The organism is Sulfitobacter sp. OXR-159, from assembly GCF_034377145.1.
GTDB lineage: Bacteria > Pseudomonadota > Alphaproteobacteria > Rhodobacterales > Rhodobacteraceae > Sulfitobacter.
Genome location: NZ_CP139707.1, coordinates 1,883,003 through 1,901,755 on the forward strand (window position 1 = coordinate 1,883,003; position 18,753 = coordinate 1,901,755).

12 protein-coding genes and 1 pseudogene are annotated in these 18,753 nt (G+C 61.0%); 10 read left to right on the forward strand and 3 right to left on the reverse strand.

The window, feature by feature from the left end; translation table 11 throughout:
- The first annotated feature begins 246 nt into the window (after positions 1-246).
- Positions 247-6,099: a DUF11 domain-containing protein gene (locus T8A63_RS09725; RefSeq protein WP_322343648.1), complete on the forward strand. Its 5,853-nt coding sequence runs from the start codon at positions 247-249 to the stop codon at positions 6,097-6,099.
- A gap of 13 nt (positions 6,100-6,112) precedes the next feature.
- On the opposite strand, the gene T8A63_RS09730 is transcribed toward T8A63_RS09725, so the two are convergent.
- Positions 6,113-7,384 (reverse strand): sensor histidine kinase, encoded by a 1,272-nt coding sequence (locus T8A63_RS09730; RefSeq protein ID WP_322343649.1) that lies wholly within the window; start codon positions 7,382-7,384, stop codon positions 6,113-6,115.
- A 90-nt stretch (positions 7,385-7,474) separates the two neighbouring features.
- Positions 7,475-8,146, reverse strand: coding sequence for a response regulator transcription factor (locus T8A63_RS09735; protein WP_322343650.1), 672 nt, complete (start codon positions 8,144-8,146; stop codon positions 7,475-7,477).
- 150 nt (positions 8,147-8,296) lie between these two features.
- Here T8A63_RS09735 and T8A63_RS09740 point away from each other — a divergent pair.
- The 5 genes and pseudogenes from T8A63_RS09740 to T8A63_RS09760 all read left to right on the forward strand — a co-directional run bounded on the left by T8A63_RS09740 (position 8,297) and on the right by T8A63_RS09760 (position 14,532).
- Positions 8,297-9,373, forward strand: a pseudogene (locus T8A63_RS09740) (tricarboxylate transporter).
- Between the two features lie 71 nt (positions 9,374-9,444).
- On the forward strand, positions 9,445-11,475 hold the full coding sequence (locus T8A63_RS09745) for a tripartite tricarboxylate transporter permease (protein WP_322343652.1): 2,031 nt from the start codon (positions 9,445-9,447) through the stop codon (positions 11,473-11,475).
- A gap of 41 nt (positions 11,476-11,516) precedes the next feature.
- Positions 11,517-12,575: a 4-oxalomesaconate tautomerase gene (locus tag T8A63_RS09750; RefSeq protein ID WP_322343653.1), complete on the forward strand. Its 1,059-nt coding sequence runs from the start codon at positions 11,517-11,519 to the stop codon at positions 12,573-12,575.
- Between the two features lies 1 nt (position 12,576).
- Positions 12,577-13,548, forward strand: a complete 972-nt coding sequence (locus T8A63_RS09755) for a universal stress protein (protein ID WP_322343654.1) — start codon at positions 12,577-12,579, stop codon at positions 13,546-13,548.
- Between the two features lie 9 nt (positions 13,549-13,557).
- Positions 13,558-14,532, forward strand: a complete 975-nt coding sequence (locus T8A63_RS09760) for a D-2-hydroxyacid dehydrogenase family protein (protein WP_322343655.1) — start codon at positions 13,558-13,560, stop codon at positions 14,530-14,532.
- Here T8A63_RS09760 and T8A63_RS09765 read toward each other — a convergent pair.
- On the reverse strand, positions 14,507-15,553 hold the full coding sequence (locus tag T8A63_RS09765; RefSeq protein WP_322343656.1) for an AbrB family transcriptional regulator: 1,047 nt from the start codon (positions 15,551-15,553) through the stop codon (positions 14,507-14,509). The genes T8A63_RS09760 and T8A63_RS09765 overlap by 26 nt on opposite strands.
- 88 nt (positions 15,554-15,641) lie before the next feature.
- On the opposite strand from T8A63_RS09765, the gene T8A63_RS09770 reads away from it, so the two are divergent.
- The 4 genes from T8A63_RS09770 to T8A63_RS09785 are packed head-to-tail and all read left to right on the forward strand — an operon-like array spanning position 15,642 to position 18,738.
- Positions 15,642-16,322: a GntR family transcriptional regulator gene (locus T8A63_RS09770; RefSeq protein WP_322343657.1), complete on the forward strand. Its 681-nt coding sequence runs from the start codon at positions 15,642-15,644 to the stop codon at positions 16,320-16,322.
- The gene (gene tcuA, locus T8A63_RS09775; RefSeq protein WP_322343658.1) at positions 16,319-17,704 is read left to right on the forward strand and encodes an FAD-dependent tricarballylate dehydrogenase TcuA; all 1,386 of its coding nucleotides are present in this window, start codon (positions 16,319-16,321) and stop codon (positions 17,702-17,704) included. Before T8A63_RS09770 ends, tcuA begins: the two co-directional genes overlap by 4 nt.
- On the forward strand, positions 17,694-17,873 hold the full coding sequence (locus T8A63_RS09780) for a hypothetical protein (protein WP_322343659.1): 180 nt from the start codon (positions 17,694-17,696) through the stop codon (positions 17,871-17,873). Before tcuA ends, T8A63_RS09780 begins: the two co-directional genes overlap by 11 nt.
- Positions 17,874-17,886: 13 nt before the next feature.
- Complete coding sequence (locus T8A63_RS09785) at positions 17,887-18,738, forward strand: 4Fe-4S ferredoxin (protein ID WP_322345700.1); 852 nt, start codon at positions 17,887-17,889, stop codon at positions 18,736-18,738.
- Positions 18,739-18,753: the final 15 nt, after the last annotated feature.

Genomic DNA, 18,753 nt, shown 5'->3' on the forward strand with positions numbered 1-18,753 from the left:
CCGGATGTCGTCTTGGCGCGCCGACGCTGGCGACAGCGCCAAGCGCGCGCGGCACGCGCCCGGCATCCAGCAGCCGCAATCATCAGACCCTGTCGCCCTTCAATACATAGTTAACCCTGCGCGGTTAAGAAATCTCTCTAAGGCCTAGCAGACCTAACCCAAAGCATATGCCCAAGACCCACCTGCTCAGATTGACGCAAAAGTTACCCGATGAAAGCCTAGTGCAGGACAAATTGAGAGTAAGTCATGATATTCTTTAGATTATTCTGCGCGAGCGCCAAGGCCGTTCTGGGGGCATTCTTTTGGCTCTGTTTTTCAACCATGGTGCTTTCGCACGGCGCGTGGCTGGGCGGCGGCGGCGTTTCGCTGACTGATGCAAGCCGTCAACAGATCGCGGACCGGGTCGCGGCGGGGCTGCCGCCGATTTCAGCTGGTGATAACATTGCCATCATTGCCGACTTTCCCGTCATAGCCGAAGGCACGCTTGATGGTCCGGGCGGCTATGCCACGTTGTATGTGCCCGCCGGGACCGAAGTCGCATCCGCCTATATAACTGATGCTACAGGCGCGGCCCGCGACGCCCGCCCGGCGCGCGCCTCGACGGGGTTTGGCGTGTCTAAGGGTTGGGGTCCGAAGGGCCAGCAAGCGTTTGATATCTCTCCCAACGGCTGGGCTCCCTCTGACACGGCGCAGTGCCAGGCAGCGGGGTTTTCCATCGCCAATTGCAATGCCGGGCTGGCCTATATCTATGGCGATACTGGTATTTTCTACTCAACCCGTCCGGATACTGCATTGTTCGCAAACGGGTCGGATATCGCCACTTTAGAAAACGGGTACCTCGTCAATCCCACGAATGGCAGCCCTTGGAGCAGCGTTGGCGGCACCGGCACCGCCCGCGTTCACAACAAATGGGACGCGGTTCAGATCAACGCCTTCGGTTCTGGGGGGACAATCGACCCAAACGGTTTCTCAACACAAGAAGAGACCACGATTACGGGCGGTCGGGGGGCGACACCCTTTCGCGCGGGCAGCCCCGTGGCAGGCCCGGATTCAGGATCCGATTGGGATCGCTACGGCACCACCGGCCCTTGGAACCGGATCAGCTATCCCGGTTCCTGCGAAGCGGATGATCCGCTGCTCGCGGGGCCAGACGGGCCTGCCACTGGCGCCGGATCCGTCTTTCCCGAAACGCTGGACCCGGGCGTTAACTCTTACGAAGCCTGCACCGAAACGACCGCAGGATTTAACCTGAATAGCAGCGCCGCGTCGGTTTTGCCGAGCGGCACAAACGCAGTGCGCTACGCCTTCGGCGGGATCGCGCAGGGAGAGACTTATTACGCCGTCATGGAAGTGAAAGTCAGCGACCCGGCCAACATTGGATATTTCAATGCCGAAGGTCACGGCGGAGACTCCGCCGAAGGCGCCTCTGCTGGGAACGACAACCCGTGGCGCTACTGGGTCGCCGGAACCTCAGCCGTCTCACCTGCGGGGCCTGAGGACCTTTTCGTATCAATCTCCATTACAGCAGTAAACGGCACCCCCTATTCGGGGGGCGACGTTCCGCAGGGCGCCACGCTGACCTACCGTGTAAGCTATGTGAATACGTCGCTTAGCCCCATGACCAATGTGCAAACCTCGGTAACCCTGCCGCCAGAAATTTCGGGTACGACGAACTTTCAGGTCATCTCGGGCGAAGACATCCGCCCTGCGACCACCCCGACAAACGGCACTTTCCCGCTCCTTCCGATGACCAGCTTGAACGGCCTTGGAAGCGGCGCCATCGAGTTTGATGCCTATGTCTCTACCGCGGCGGGAGGCAGCATCACCGCCGATGCCGCGAATTCCAGCGATGAAGGCGGTGCCGATACCGACAGCGTCAGCGTTAACGTCACCGCCGTGCCAGCCGATACGCTTCCAACCTGTTCTGGAACGCGGTTTTCAATCGTCGATTGGACATCTGACAGCCCTGCAGCCCTCGGCGCGACATCTACTTTCACCCGCTATGGAGTCGGCGGTTCACTCAGTGCAACTGCAAACGCTGATGCCAGAATTGGCCGCGCAGCCGCGATCGGAAACGCAAATGAACTCTACTCCGCCGGGTATGGCGGCAATCCCGTGTTCACACAGCAATATGCCACCTTGAATATTGATTTTGACACCCCCATGGACTCCGTCCTTTTCTACGTCACGAGCTTGGAATTCGACGAATCCGTAGCGATCTATGGCGAACGCAATGGCGTGCGCGTGCAACCTGCCATCGCCGACGGCCCGCTTTCGGCCTCCATGTTTCGCCGGGCCAATGCGGATGGTTCTGTTTTGGCAGAGCGCGACAGCACATTCTCGACAACAGCCTTACCCGAGAATTTTGCCGTAGAAGTCGGATTTGGCGCCCCGGTTGATCGGGTCGTGATCGATCATGGCACCCGCAAAAACAACAGCGCAAACTTCGCCGGATCTCTGCAACTGACCGACATCCAAGCCTGTGCCGACTTTACCGACGCGCCATCGATATATGGGGATGCACTCCATACGATGGGGTCAGAGTCCACGGTCTATCTGGGCGATGCTTTGACAAGCGATGCAGGGCCAGGGAACGCCGATGATGCGGGGTCGGACGATGACGATGGTATAACGATTCCCCCGCTCATCCAAGGTTTTATCGCAACACTAGAAGCACGTGTCCAAGGCGACGGTGGCTTTTTGACCGCTTGGATCGACTACGACGGCAACGACGTCATGGCCCTTGCAACCTCCGAAGAAATCGCGCGCGATTTGCAGGACGATGGCACCGGTGGGGATCAGGTCGCGGGCGATGGCCTGATCCAATTTGACGTGATTGTCCCGGGTGACGCGGTACTAGACCAGACCTTTGCCCGCTTTCGGTGGTCTACAACTCCGATCGTCGGCGTGGCCGATGTCTCCTTGGATGGGGAGGTCGAAGACTACCCGATCAATATCGCTGCGGCCCCTCTGGTCGATCGCGGTGATGCTCCGGCAAGCTATGGCGACCCATTGCACATCATCGCTGAAACCGGCATCGCGGGGACCTACTTAGGGGCCCTCCCTCCTGACCCCGAGGCTGCCTCTCAAGCAAGTGCAGATGCTTTGGGCGACGATCTCGACGGGAATGACGACGAAGACGGGGTCACGCTCCCCCAGCTTTTTGCTGGCGGCACGACTGAAATAACCGTGTTCGTAAACGAGGTGACCGGCGGGGTCGGTAGTTTGACAGGCGGCGTGGCCTATCTTCAGGCGTGGATCGACTTTAACGGCAACGGGCTCTTCGACGCCACAGAGCAGATCGCCTCTGATCTGCAAGACGGTAGCGCTTCGGATAAAGATGGCACGCTGAATGGCGAGATCCGATTTGATGTGAACGTGCCGGGAAGTTCCGTGCTCACGCCGACATTCGCGCGGTTCAGGTGGTCAACCACCGAAGGCGTTGTGCCCGTCGCACTGGACGGAGAGGTTGAGGACTACAGGCTGACAGTTTCCGGCGATGTTCCTCCGGTTTCCTGCGACAGTGGCCTATACCTGCTGTCTGACGATCCAACGCAGTTGCGCAAACTGCGCTTTACCGACACCGGGTCGGGTTATTCTATGTCATCACAAACCCTCGGGACAGCGCCGCGCCGGCTGGCAGCCGGCTGGGGATACAACGAAATCGATGGCTATATCTATGGCGTCCGCCCCGGCAAAGATGAGCTGTGGCGCGTGGACGGCACCGGAAACTTCACCAAAATGCCTTCATTCCCAAACAGCGCCGAAAGGGCCGAAGATACGGGCGATATCTTGCCCAACGGTATAATGGTCTACGAAGCAGACGACGTCACCTGGCAGTTGTTGGATTTGACCGACCCCAACAATCCGATCGATGCCGGGCAATTGACCCTCTCCCAAGCCGTCATGGTGTCCGATTTCGCCGTAAATCCATTGGACGGATTCATTTACGGCATCAACGAAGACACCGGCAGCCTGTTTCGCGTGTTCGCGAACAATGGTCTCGCCGGTTTCTCCACGGTGGTGGAATTTGGGCCCAGTGTTTATACGGGCATCTGGTCTGCGGTTTTCTTTGACGAGAACGGCCAGATGTACGCCTATGAAGAGGTATCGAACTCAATCTACCTAATCGATACGTCGACCGGCAATCGTTTAAGACTGGCAACGGGTACGGATGAGGGCGGTTTCAGCGATGGCACCTCGTGCCGCGGCGGGACACCTTTCGTACTGTCCGGTCTGGGGGGCAATATCTATGTCGATCAAGACGGTTCCGATATCAAAGACGGCGCAGAAGAGAACTTGGCGGGCGGGATCCGGGTGGATTTGTACTCCGATAACGCAACGCCGAATGATCTGGACGATGATAGCTTCATCCGGACCGTCGATACCGAGCCTGACGGAACATACGCCTTTGTCGGCTTGCCTGCGGGCACCACCTACCGGGTAGAGGTCGATGTGAATGACGCAGACCTCCCCCCCGGCGCGCAGATCGGAACTTCAAACCCCCTCGTTGGTGTAAAGGCCGATTCGGGCGCCTTTACAGTGGCCTACGACTTTGGTTTCGATCCGCAGTTTTCTGACCTCTCAATCACCAAAGAGGCCTTTCAAGCGGGCACCACCTCTCCCGTCACAACCGCTGTCGAAGGCGACATCATCGACTGGGTGATCAGCGTGACAAACGACGGCCCCGGCTCGCCTTCGGGGGTAAAGGTGATTGAAAGCATCCCCGCAGGTTTCGCCTATATCAGCGACACGGCTCCTCCGACCGGCGATTATTTCGACCCAAGTACGGGACTTTGGTTCGTCGATGAAATTCTGCCGGGTGCGACCGAAACCCTTACCATACGTGTCCGTGTCACGGCGGGTGGCAACTATACAAACGTCGTTGAGATCGTGAGCAGTTCCCTACCCGACCTCGACAGTGATCCAGCCGTTGGTCTCGCCCAAGATGACTTACAGGACGGGATTGCCGACGACGACGAAGCCAGCGTCACGATCGCTCTCGCAACCTCGGGCGGTGAAATTTCAGGCCAGCTGATCCGGGATGATGGTCGCGGCGGGGTCGCGCACGATGGCTCTGCCACGGGCGACGAGGTAGGCACGAATGCAGGAACCATTTTGCTGCTGGACGATGCCGGTGCGCTATTGGCAAGCCCGCAGGTCGGCGCCGATGGACGATGGTCCTATCGGCTCGCGCCGAACTACACTGGCAGTCTGACCGTCTCCACGGTGCCCGCCGAAGGGTGGAGAGCGATTTCCGAGCGACCGGGCTCACTGCCGGGCTTGGTGAACAGCGATCCACATGATGGCTCGTTCAGCTTCACCCCTTTGCCTGAGACCGATTACAGCGGACTTACCTTAGGCATTATTCCACTTCCCACTTTGAGTGAGGACCGTGACGCGCACATCGGCGCGGGCCAAATCGCCCTTTTGCCGCATCTCTATCGAGCCAGTTCATCTGGCATCACCACCTTTACCGTAGAGAACATTTCCGAGCCTGCGGTCGGTGCATTTTCAGTTGCGCTCTTTATCGACAACGATTGCGATGGCGCGCCCGACACCCCGCTGAACGTGCCAATTTCCGTTCAAGCGGGGGACGAACTCTGCCTGATCTCGAGGGTCTCGGCGGGTGGCGGCCTGCCTCCGGGCAGCGCTTTGACCTACGAGGTGCAAGCCGCCACGGACTTTTCCGGAACCACTGCTTCGCACATTACAACCGATACGGATCGCGTGACGGTCGAAGTCGGTGGCAGTCAGCTCGTTCTGGTGAAAACTGTACAGAACGAAACGCAAGGCACGGGTGAGGGCTATTCAAATCAAGCGTCGCCCGGGGATGTACTGGTCTACCGCATCACAGTGGTGAACCCGAGCCAGCGCATTGCATCCGCCATCGTCATTTACGACCGAACGCCGCCCTATACACGATTGGCAGAGGCCGTCGCCACGCCGCAAACCGTGAGCCCCTCGCTGATCTGCGATCTCGCAACCCCAAGCGACAACCTACCGGGATATGAAGGCCCCCTGCGGTGGGATTGCAGCGGGACGCATGCCGCAGGCGCTGAAGGGAGTGTGTTTTTCAAGGTCCGCGTGACACCTTGATCGGAACCGCTGTTCAGACAGTCGGCGCAGAAAGTGGGATTTTGATCTTTACGATTAACCCCTTGTCTTGCGGCACCAGTTCGGCTTGCCCGCCGTGACGGCGCAGGACATCTTTAACAATCGCAAGACCAAGACCACTGCCTTGCCCTTCGCTTAGTTGGCCAAACCTCTCGAACGCGGCCTCGGCACTGCCTTCGGGAATGCCGGTGCCGTCATCCTCTACAGCCAAAACTGCAAACTGCCCCTCTACCGTGGTGCTGACGCGGATCGCGGTGAGGCTGCCGCCGCCATGGGTCAGCGCGTTTTCAAGCAAATTGGTGATCGCTTCGGCGAGCAGCACAGTGTCGCCCGCAACGTGGAGCGGCGTGGTGCAAGGTTCACAGCCAAAGCCAATGTCCCGCGACAGTACCGTGGGAGCAAAGTCACTGCACACTTCGGCAACGACAGCGTTGAGCTCAAGCCGGTCGAATGCAGGGGCTTCGTCGTAGCGCAACCGTTCAAGAGACAGCAACTGGTTGGCCAGCCGCGCTGATTTGCGGGCCGCAGCAATCAATTCGCGCTCTCTCAATCGACGCTCTTGCGGGTCGCCGACATCTGGCAAAACCTCGGCCAATGACAACAAGGCTGAGGCGGGGTTGCGCAGTTGATGCGCGGCGTTGGAGATGAAGACCTGATGGTCTTCGATGCTCTGGCGCACCTGCCCGAAAAGCCGGTTCAATGTGGCAACGATACCAAAGACCTCAGCCGGGACCGAGCGGCGGATATCGCGCAGGTCATCGGGGGATCGGTGTTGGATCGCGTCTTGCAAATCGTTCAAGGGGCGCAGGCCGATCTTCACCCCGAACCAGACCACCAAAGCAAGGGCCGGCATCAGACTGGCGATCAAGGCCGCCGCGCGCCGCGCCAAGGCAGCGGCGAAGGCATTGCGATCACTGTCCCTCTGCCAGACCGTGACAATCGTGTCGCCCGTCAGGTTGCCGATGGTCGTACTCTCCCGCATCCGCACAACGCGCACAGGCTCGCCCCGATACTCAGCCATCGTGTAGTTCAGCCGATCCTCGCCCGCCCGACCGCCAGAGACGGGGGGATAGGCATAACCGGTGATGTAAATGCCACCGGGGCCCGTGACATGGTAAAAGAGATCACCGCCCCCGGCGTCCGAGACAAAATCCCGCGTGCTGGGCGAAAGCGCATCCCCACCAGAAATCGCCACATCGCGGGAGATCGCCAATGCTGCGGCCAGCAGGCTGCGGTCGAACAGGGTTTCAGAGGTGCGCTGCGCCACTTCAAAGCGCCAAAAACCCAAGAACGATCGAAAGCAACAGCAGCGGCGGCAGGATCAGCATGAACAGCCTAGAGCGCAGCGACATCGAGGTCATGCGCTATCGACCTCCAGCATATAGCCCAGCCCGCGCGCGGCTTTGATGCGGATGCCGAAGGGCTCCAACCGTTTGCGAAGACGGGAGACATGCGGTTCGATTGCGCTGTCTTCCTGCGCGGCACCGGTGCCATAGACATGGGTGATCAGTTGGGATTTCGAGACGATCCGCCCGCGCCGTTCCAGCAGGCATTCCAAGGTCGCCAGTTCTTTACGAGGGAACGCCAGTGGCTGTTCGTCCTTCAACAACTGGCGGTTGGTACGGTCAAAGACCAAGGGGCCAATCGCGTCGCGGGCGGCGAACTCAAGGTTTTTGCGCCGCGCCATGGCCCGCAGCCGGGCCTCCAACTCATCCATCTCGAAGGGCTTGGTCAGGTAATCATCGGCACCGGCATCCAGCCCTGCTACTCGCTCTGAAGTCTCTGCCCGCGCGGTCAGCGGGATCACCGGCGTGCCATCGCCACGGCGGCGCAGCCGGGTCAGAACCTCCAGCCCATCACAGCCGGGCAAGTTGCAATCAAGTACGATCAGGTCGGCCCCTTCGTGCCTCAGAAAGGCATCCGCCTCTTCCCCATCGTGCAGCAGGTCCACCGCATGGCCGCGATCGCGCAGGCGATGGGCAATTCCTTGAGCAAGGGCCTCATTGTCTTCGATGACTGCTATGCGCACGATTAAAACTTAATCCTAATGCGCAAGTTTCGCGCAAGGTTGGAAAGGCAGAGTGCCCGTGTTGGAGGAGGGATTCGTTCCCTAAAACAAATCCGAACGACGGCAGACGTGAAAGTCTGACCGCTATAGAATGTCTACGGGAGGACACCTATGACTATCAAGTATTTCGCCGCAACCGCTGCATCCGCCGCCTGCCTCGCCGCCCCGGCGCTGGCCGAGGTCGACTTTGCAGGCAATACAATCGAGTAGGTCATCCCCTTCTCGGAAACCGGCGGCTCGGCCAAATGGGCCAACTTCTTTGCGCCGCTCTTGTCCGAAGAACTGCCCGGCAACCCCACGGTCGTCGTGAAGTTCATGCCGGGTGCGGGTTCAACCAAAGGCGCCAACTGGTTCCAAGAGCAAGAGCATGACGAGGGCACGGTCCTTTTTGGCACCTCCGGCTCGACCCAGTTCCCCTATCTGCTGGACGATCCGCGCGTCCGGTATGAGTACAGCGACTGGAACCCGGTCATGGCGTCGGGCACCGGCGGGGTCGCTTATCTGAACCCCACAGACGGTGAGAAATTCTACGGCACCGCCAATAACCTCAAAGACGTCAACTTCATCTACGGCTCGCAGGGGGCCACGCGCCTTGAACTCGTGCCGCTGCTGGCATGGGAAATGCTGGGGATGAATGTCGAGCCAGTTTTCGGCATCAAGGGCCGTGGCGATGGCCGTCTGATGTTTGAGCGCGGCGAGGCCACGATCGACTATCAGACCTCGTCAAGCTACCTCGGCGCCTCTGCGGATCTCGTCGAAAAAGGTCAGGCCGTGCCGATGATGACATGGGGCGCACTTGACGACGATGGCAACATCGTTCGCGACCCCACCTTCCCCGACATCGCGACTTTCAAGGAAGTTTGCGAAGCGACCGAAGGCTGCGCCACCGAAGGTGAAGCATGGGACGCATGGAAAGCCTTCTTTATCGCAGGTTTCCCTGTGCAAAAGATCGCCTTCCTGCCCGCAGGCACCCCCGACGATGTGATCGCGACCTACACGGCGGCCTTTGACGCGGTGCGCAACCGCGACGACTTTGCCAAGATCGCTGAAAAGCGTGTCGGTAAGTACCCCGTCTTCGTAGGCGAAGGCGCGGCAAAGGCGACGCAGCGCGGCACGACCGTCTCTGCGGAGGCGAAAGCCTTCGTCACCAACTGGCTGCAAGAAGCCTATGGCGTTTCGCTGAAGTAAGCGGAACCCTCTCGGCCCCGGGTCAATCCCGGGGCCACCCCCCTTTATTCTAACATTTCGAGGTCGGTGCGATGGATCTGTTCGCAACCGCTCTGCCTGCGCTTGGCGAGGCATGGGCTCTCATTCTGCAACCTATGGTTCTGGGATATCTGGTGCTGGGCGTGGTCACGGGCCTCGCTGTCGGGGTCTTTCCCGGCCTCGGCGGGATCGCGGGGCTGTCGCTGCTTTTGCCTTTCATGTTCGGCATGGACCCTGTGCTGGGTCTGGCGCTGATGATCGGCATGGTCGCCATGGTGCCAACCTCTGACACCTTTGCTTCGGTTTTAATGGGCATTCCCGGTTCTTCGGCCAGCCAAGCTACGGTGCACGATGGGTTTCCGATGGCCAAAAAGGGCCAAGCCGCACGGGCGCTTTCGGCGGCTTTCACCTCATCCCTCTTTGGCGGTCTGGTTGGCGCGGCGTTCCTGACGATGTTCATCGTCATCGCGCGGCCCATCGTTTTGTCCTTCGGCCTGCCCGAAATGCTGATGATCTCGATCCTCGGCCTGTCGATGGTCGCGGTTCTGGCCGGGCGCGTAGCGCTTAAAGGTCTGGCGGCGGCGGGCCTCGGCCTGCTAATCGGCACCATCGGTGAGGCCGACGCGGGCGGCTCCCTGCGGATGGCGACCTATGACATCCCCTACCTGACGGACGGCTTGAAACTGGTGATCGTCGGCCTTGGCATCTTTGCCGTGCCCGAGATCGTTTCGCTTCTGCGCCAAGACCGGGCGATTTCCAAAGAAGCCAAACTCGGCGCGGGCTGGGGTGAAGGCGTGCGCGACTGGGTTGCCAACAAATGGCTGTCGGTGCGCTGCTCGTTGATCGGCGTGGTCGTCGGTGTCATCCCCGGCCTTGGTGGATCAGTCGTTGACTGGATCGCCTATGGTCACGCGGTTCAAACGACGAAAGACAAATCGAATTTCGGCAAGGGCGAAGTGCGCGGCGTGATCGGGCCGGAAAGCTCGAACAACGCGAAAGAGGGCGGCGGCTTGGTCCCTACCCTGCTCTTCGGCATTCCGGGTTCTGGCTCGATGGCGATTTTCATCGGTGCCATCGCGCTCTTGGGCTCTGGCGAGATCGAAGTCGGCCCCTCAATGCTGCGCGACAACCTCGACATCACCTATTCCATCGTCTGGTTGCTGGCGCTGGCCAACGTCGTCGGCACGCTCTTGTGCATCGCGGCCTCGGGCGGCATTGCCAAGCTGACCACCATCCGCTTCACCTACCTCGCGCCGTTCCTCTTCATGCTGATCTCTTTCGCGGCGTTCCAGTCGGGGCAGAACTTCGAAGACATCCTCGCACTTTTCCTGATCGGGCTGATCGGCATCTTCCTGCGCCGCTTCGACTGGTCGCGCCCGGCTTTCCTCATCGGTTTCGTGCTGTCCAACCCGGTTGAGAAATTCTCGAACCAAGCGTTTCAGATCGCGTCTTTCCGGTTCCGCAAATCCTTTGAGGAAGGCATGGACTATATCTTCTCTCCAATCGTCATCGTGCTGCTGATCGTCACCGTGATCTCGGTCGTGCTGGGCCTGCGTCAGGCCAAGTCGATCATGGCCGAGGGCGACGTTCAGTCCGGCTCCAAACGCGCGCCCTTGGTCTTTTTGCTGATCATCATGGGCTACGTGGTGGCCGCGCTGATCAATGCCTCGCTGATCCCTGACTACAACATGACCGACAAGATCGTGCCGCTGGTCGTGGGGGGGATCGCCTTGGCCGCGCTGCTGATCTTGCTGGTGCAGATGATCCTGCGTCCCGAAAGCGATGCGATCTTTGCCGACAAGGAAGTCTCGGGCGAGGACGCTGATGCGCCCTATGGCCTGTGGGGCACGCTGGCGTGGTTCGTGGGGCTGATCGTCGCAACCTACTTTGTCGGCTTCATCCTCGCGCTCTTGGGCTTTTTGATCAGCTTCCTGCGGGTTCGTGCACAGGCACATTGGCCGAAAACCCTGATCCTGACCGCCTGCGGCATCGCGCTGATGTGCGTCATGGCCGGGGCACTCAACCGTGATTTCCCGCCGGGTCTGCTGCAAGGCGCAGTCGATCTGCCTTGGCCGCTGAACTGAGGAGTTTAGAGATGACACAGACTGCTATCCCCTAGCTCTTTATGCGCGGCGGCACCTCGCGGGGGCCATACTTCAACCGCGCGGATCTGCCCCAAGACCGCGAAACGCTAGCCGAAGTGCTGCTCGCCGTGGTGGGCTCCGGCCATCCGCTCAACATCGACGGCATCGGCGGCGGCGCGGCGGTCACCACCAAGGTCGCAATGCTATCGCCTTCAGACGACAGTTGGGCCGATGTGGATTATTTCTTCGCCCAAGTCTCGGTCGAGGATCGGCTGGTCGACTTCAAACCGACCTGCGGAAACATCCTGTCGGGTGTTGGCCCTGCGGCGGTGGAATTGGGCCTCGTCCAGCCCACCGGCGATGTGACGGATGTCAAAATCCACGCCGTCAACACCGGGGCCAAGGTGCTCTCCAAAGTGCTGACCCCCGGCGGTGTGCTCACTTATGACGGCGACACCGAGATCGCGGGCGTGCCCGGAGCCGGTGCCGCCGTGGCGCTAAACTTCATGGGTGTCGTCGGCTCTTCGACCGGGGCGTTTTTGCCCACGGGCAACATCCGCGATACCTTCGACGGGATCGAAGTCACCTGCATGGATGTGGCCATGCCGATGGTCATCGCCCGCGCGGCGGACTTTGGCCTGACGGGGTACGAGAGCGTGGCCGAGCTCGACGCGAACAAAGAGTTCTTTGCGCGGATGGAAGCCATTCGCCTTCAGGCCGGGGCCGCTATGGGCATGGGAGACGTGGCAAAATCCGTCACGCCGAAGTTCGGTCTGCTCGCCCCCGCCCGAAACGGTGGCACCATCGCGACACGCTATTTCATGCCGTGGAACACGCACCCCTCCATGGCGGTGACCGGGGCGCAATGTCTTGCCTCTTGCGCGCTCACCCCCGGCAGCGTCGCGGATGGGCTGCTTGACCGGCCCGGCCAAAGCCCCGCCGACGTTGTGCTCGAACATGCCTCTGGCACGATTGACGTGCTGGTAGATTACGACACGTCCGACGGCTTCGCGCTGAACTCCGCCGGGCTGCTGCGAACGGCGCGCAAGCTGGCGGATGGCTGTGTCTTTGTCCCCTCGCGCATTTGGGAGGGCCGCTGACATGCCCGTGATGAACTTGCTTGTTGCCTTCAACGGCTCCGACGCTTCCGTCGCCGCATTGCGCTATGCGGCCTCGCTCGCGAAACAGCGCGGTGCCCATGTCACGGCGATCCTTGCGCATACCGCGCATGAGGTGATCGACCGTCGTTCCCGTTGGATCCCTGAAGAGGCCCGCGCCCTGTTGGAGGCTGCCAATAGCGAAATCTTGGCCGAGGTCATCCGCCGGTTCGAAGAACTCCGCCCCGCCCTCGGTCTGGGCGACGCGCTGGATTTCCGCGAAGAGACCGGCCGCGTAGACACGCTGCTCTCCGAAGGCGCCCGCTATTATGACATGCTGATCGTCGGCGCACGGACCGAGAGTGACGACGCTCATGTGACCCACCACCCGGACCGCATCGCCTTGCAATCTGGGCGTCCTGTGATCGTGGTGCCCGCGGGCTATGACGCGGGCGCGCAGCACAGCCATGCGGCGCTGGCATGGGACGGCGGGCGCGCCGCCGCGCGGGCACTGTCAGACAGCCTGCGCCTGCTTGAGGCCGATGGCCGGGTCAGCGTTCTGACGGTGGGCAAACGCACCGCTTGGCCGATCGCCGATCTGATGACCCATCTGGAGCGCCACGGCGTCGAAGCGGTGCATGAGAACTTTCCCATTACCCATCCGGTGGCACTGTCCTATTGCGAAAGGCACGATCCCTCGCTGCTGGTGCTGGGTGCCTATGGGCACTCCAAATTTCGCGAAGATTTCCTTGGTGGCGTGACCGCCGAGGTGCTGGAAAAGATCAAAATCCCCGTTTTGTTGCCCATTGAGAAGCGAATGATGACCAATTACGAGAAAATCCACGTCGCCCGCCGTGATCTGGAAAAACTGCGCGCCGAGTTGATTGCCGGCATCGGCACGCAGAAGGACCGCGACCCTGATTTGCTGATCCTACATGAACGGGTAAGCAAAGCGATCAATGCTCTTTCAGCATAGGGTGCAGGGATGAAGGTTCACATTCTCGACGACTGGTTCGACACCCTGCGCGGACTGCCCTGCTTTGACCTGTTGGCGGAGCACGATGTCACTGTCTGGACGGACCATCAGCCCGATGAGGCCATCTTGGCCGACCGTTTGCAGGATGCAGACTGCGTGGTGCTCTTTCGCGAGCGGACGACGGTGACGCGGGGGCTGCTGGAGCGCCTGCCGAACCTGCGCCTGATTTCGCAACGCGGCGCTTATCCGCATGTGGATGTCGCGGCTTGCACCGATCAGGGCGTGCTGCTGTGTTCCAACAAAGGCGCGGATGGGGTCAATCACGCAGCAGCTGAACTAACCTTTGCGCTGATCCTTTCAGCCATGCGGCAACTCCCGCAGCAGATGGCGAGCGTGAAGGCGGGCAACTCGCAGATGGGCGTAGGGCGCAGTCTGCGCGGGCGGCGGCTGGGGCTTTATGGCTATGGACGCATCGGACGTGTTGTGGCCGATTACGCCCGCGCCTTTGGCATGGAGGTTGTCTGGTGGGGCTCTGACGCCGGACGCGCGCGGGCGAAAGCGGATGGTGAGACCGTCGCCAAAAGCAGCGCGGCGTTTTTCGGGTCCTGCGACGTGGTCTCCCTGCATCTCCGGCTCACCCCTGAGACCCGCGGCAGTGTCACCGCGGAAGACCTCAGCGCTATGTCGCCCCGCGCGGTTCTGGTGAACACCTCCCGCGCCGGGTTGATCGCCAAAGGCGCGCTGCTGCAAGCGTTCAACGCCGGTCATCTGGGCGCAGCGGCAGTGGATGTCTTTGATTCCGAGCCGCTAACGGATCCCAACGACCCGCTGCTCTCACACCCCAAGCTGATCGCCACCCCGCATATCGGCTTTGTCACCGAGGATGAATTCGACAAGCAATTCGCGGATATCTTCGCGCAGGTGAACGCCTATGCAGCAGGCGCACCGATCCATATGATCAATCCTTCCGTCTACGCGCCATAAGTCCCGCGACCAGCGGCGCGCCGACGATCATCAACACGATGCGGGTCAGGTGGTGGGTGATGACAAAGCCCAAATCCGCCCCGGTGACGATGGCCAGCACCGTCATCTCGGCCTGCCCGCCCGGCGCGAAGGCAAGGAATGCCTCGACCGGATCGCCCAATCCGGCCCAGGTGACGAGGCCGGTGAAACCTGCGGCCAAGACGGCGAGCACCAGCACATAGGCGATGCCCGCCAGCACCACCCGCGTCAGCTCGCCCCATGTCACGCCCAGAAAATGCACGCCGATCCCGCAGCCGATGAAGAACTGCGCGGCAAGGATGGCCTCGGCTGGCGGGCGGCTGTGGATCAGGCCAGCCAGTGACAGGAGGGCGGTCACGATCATCGGGCCAAGGATGGACGCGCCAAACAGGCCGATTCGCTCTCCCCCCTTCCAGCCGATCAGGGCTGCGGCGGCCATCAAGGCCATCTCGCCCACTGGCAGTTCCGTCACCGGCGCGCCGATGGGATTGGTCAGCCCCGCCCCGTAAGCCAGCGTCAAGAAAGCAGGCGCGAGGGTGACGATGATCAACACCCGCGTGGCATGGATTAGCGACAGCGCCCGTGGATCGCCGCCCGCTTCGGTGCCAAAGATCACCATGTCCTGCAGGCCGCCCGGCATCGCGGCGTAATAGGCCGTCGGCGCGTCGAACCCCCAAACATGCCGAAAGAACGGGACGCCGATAATCCCGATCAGCGCGATAAAGACCGGAACCAGCGCAACCGACATCGCCATCTGTGGCAGTTGGTGGAAAAGATCAGGCGTGATCGAGGCGCCGACCGCCACTCCAAGGATTGTGCGCGCCGCGACCGAGACTTGGCCGAAGCCTTTGATCGGCACGTTCGACAATGCCGCGATAAGGCAGGCGGCCATCGGCCCGAAAAGGAATGGCAGCGGCAGATCGAGCCACCAAAAGAACGCGGTACCAGCCGCGGCGAGGATCAAGGTCAGCGCACGACGGCGGGTCGGTTGGGAGAGGCGCATAGGGGTCAACTCACTTTTTCTTACGGGCTTGACCCTTTCTGGATACGATTGTATCCACCTGTATGCAATATCTATCGGAGGGGGTTTTATGAGCGAAGAAGACCGCACACCGCAGGGCAACTCTGCCTACAATCAGTTGATGGATGAACTTCGCGCCGGACGGCTCAACCCCGGCGACCGCCTGCGTGAAACGGAGCTGGCCGAGCGCTTGGGCGTCTCCCGGACCCCTGTGCGCGAAGCGATCCGCCAGTTGGAGGCCGATGGCGTGGTTGCTCATATCCCGCGCCAAGGGGCGAGTATCCGCACACTCGACTATGCCGAGGTGATGGAGCTTTACGAGATGCGCGCCGTGTTGGAGGGCACCGCCGCGCGGCTGGCCGCCCGCGCCGCCTCGGACATCGAGATCGAAGAGTTGCAGGACATGAACCAGCAGCTTGCCACCCTGGGCAATGTACCCGAAGCTTTCACCCTCAACCGCCAGTTCCACGCAGCCCTTCTGGACGCCGCGAAGAACCGTTTTCTCACCCGGTCGATCCATACGCTGCAAAAGACGCTGATGATCCTCGGACCGACGACGCTCACCGATCCTGACCGGGCCGAAAAAGCGGTGGAGGAACACTTCGGCGTCCTCGACGCGATCAAGGCCCGTAATGCCGCCCGCGCCGAAGCCGCGATGCGTGCGCATATCGAAGCGGCCCAACGGGTCCGGGTGCGCGCCCTGCGCGCGCAGCCCTCGCGCGATGAGACCTATGACGGAGACCTGCTGTGACCGAGGCTTACGATATCGTCGTGATCGGCGGCGGCAATTCGGCGCTTTGTGCCGCGATCACCGCCGCCGAGGCCGGTGCCCGCGTCTTGATCCTAGAGACCGCGCCAAAGCCTTACCGGGGCGGCAATTCGCGCCACACCCGTAACTTCCGCTGTATGCACCACGGGCCACTGGGGCCGCTGGTCGAAAGCTACACCGAAGACGAATACCTCGCCGACCTGATGAAGGTGACGGGTGGCAAAACGGATGAGCATCTCGCACGCCTCGCCATCCGTACCTCTGAGGAATGCCTGCCTTGGATGGAAGAACATGGCGTGCGGTTTCAGCCTTCGCTCTCGGGCACCCTATCCCTTGCACGTACCAACGCCTTCTTTCGCGGCGGTGGCAAAAGCCTTGTAAACGCCTATTACCGCACCGCCGAAGGATTGGGCGTGGATGTGCTCTATGAAGCCGCCGTGACCCATCTGGAACTGGAAGGCGACCGGGTGACACGGGTGGATTATACCCATGAGGGGATGGCCAAGAGTCTCTCACCCAAATCCATCGTCGTGGCCTCTGGCGGCTTTCAGGCGGACACCGATTGGCTTGTACGCGCATGGGGGCCAGCGGCGAAGAATTTCCTGATCCGGGGAACGCCCTACAATCGCGGCGTGGTGCTGGCCAATCTGCTGGACCAAGGCATCGCACAGGTGGGCGACCCGACGCAGTGCCACGCGGTCGCCATCGACGGGCGCGCGCCAAAGTTCGACGGCGGGATCGTCACGCGGCTGGATTGCGTGCCCTTCTCCATCGTCGTGAACAAAGACGCACAGCGGTTCTATGACGAAGGCGAGGATGTCTGGCCCAAACGCTACGCCATCTGGGGCCGCTTGGTTGCCGCCCAGCCCAATCAGGTCGGCTATGTCATTATCGACGCGAAATCGCTGAACCTGTTCATGCCTTCGGTTTTTCCACCAATCAAAGCCGATACGCTGGCGGAACTGGCAGGAAAGATGGGCCTGCCCGCTGATGCGCTGGAGCAGACAGTTGCCGCGTTCAACGAAGCCTGTGGCGATCAAAGCGGCTTTCACCCCACCGAGCTTGATGGCGTGGCAACCTCCGGCCTCACCCCACCCAAGACCAACTGGGCGCGACCGATCACCGAGCCGCCGTTCTACGGCTATTCGCTGCGCACTGGCGTCACCTTTACGTACCTTGGCCTGAAGGTAGACGAAAACGCGCAATGCTCCGTTGACGATCGCCTTGTCAGCAATCTCTGGGCGGCGGGCGAAACCATGGCCGGGTCGATCTTGGGCCAAGGCTACCTCGCCGGTTTCGGCATGACCATCGGCACCGTTTTCGGACGTATCGCAGGCAAGGAGGCCGCAGACCATGCAAATTGATCTACTCCAAGAGGCCCGCCGTCAGGCCGAAATCTGCAACGCCTGCCGCTATTGCGAGGGGTACTGTTCGGTCTTTCCCGCGCTGCAGGCCGAACGCGCCTTTTCTGACGGGGATTTAACGCAACTGCCGGGGCTGCTATTACGCCTGCCATTACACCGCTCCGCATGAGTTTGACCTGAACCTGCCCCAAGCCTTGGCCGATGTGCGCCAAGACAGTTGGGAGGAGTTCGCCTTTCCACGTGCCGCCGGGAAAACGTTCCAGAAAAACGGCCTCGCCATCGTGCTCGCCACTGTCGTGGGCTTTGCATTGCTGTTCTGGGCTGCCCGTGCGCTGGCCGCTTTGGGGGGCGAAGGTTTCTATGCGGTGTTGTCCCACAATGCGATGGTGGCGATCTTTTTGCCCGCCTTTCTGTTTCCGCTGTTCAGTATCGCCATCGGGCTGCGCCGTTACTGGCAAACCGTCGGCGGTGCCCCGGTTCGCCTCTCGCATCTGCGCGGGGCCGTTGCCTCAATCGCGTATATGCGCAATCTCAAGGGCGGGCACGGCGACGGTTGCAACTTTGAAGACGAAGACCGTTTCACCCACGCCCGCCGCTATGCGCATCAGGCAATCATGTACGGCTTTCTGTTGTGCTTTGCTTCGACCAGCGTGGCGACGCTTATGCACTACCTGCTTGGTATGCCCGCTCCTTACGGGCTGTTCTCCGCCCCCAAAATCCTTGGTCTGACGGGCGGTATTCTGTTAGTGCTGGGCTGTGGCAAAATGGTCTGGCTCAAACTGCGGTCGGACAAATCGCTCGGTGCGACCAATGCCTTTGGCGGAGAGATCGCCTTTACCGGGTTGCTGGGGTTTGTCGGGCTGAGCGGGCTGTTGCTCTATGCGGCAAGCGGCTCTGGCTGGATGCCGGGCCTGTTGGTTATTCACCTCGGCGCGGTGCTCGCGTTCTTTTTGCTGACACCCTTCACCAAAATGGCCCATGGGTTTTACCGAATGGCGTGTGTGGATGGCTCCTGCATAGCAAGACATTTTTGATCTGATTTGTGCATT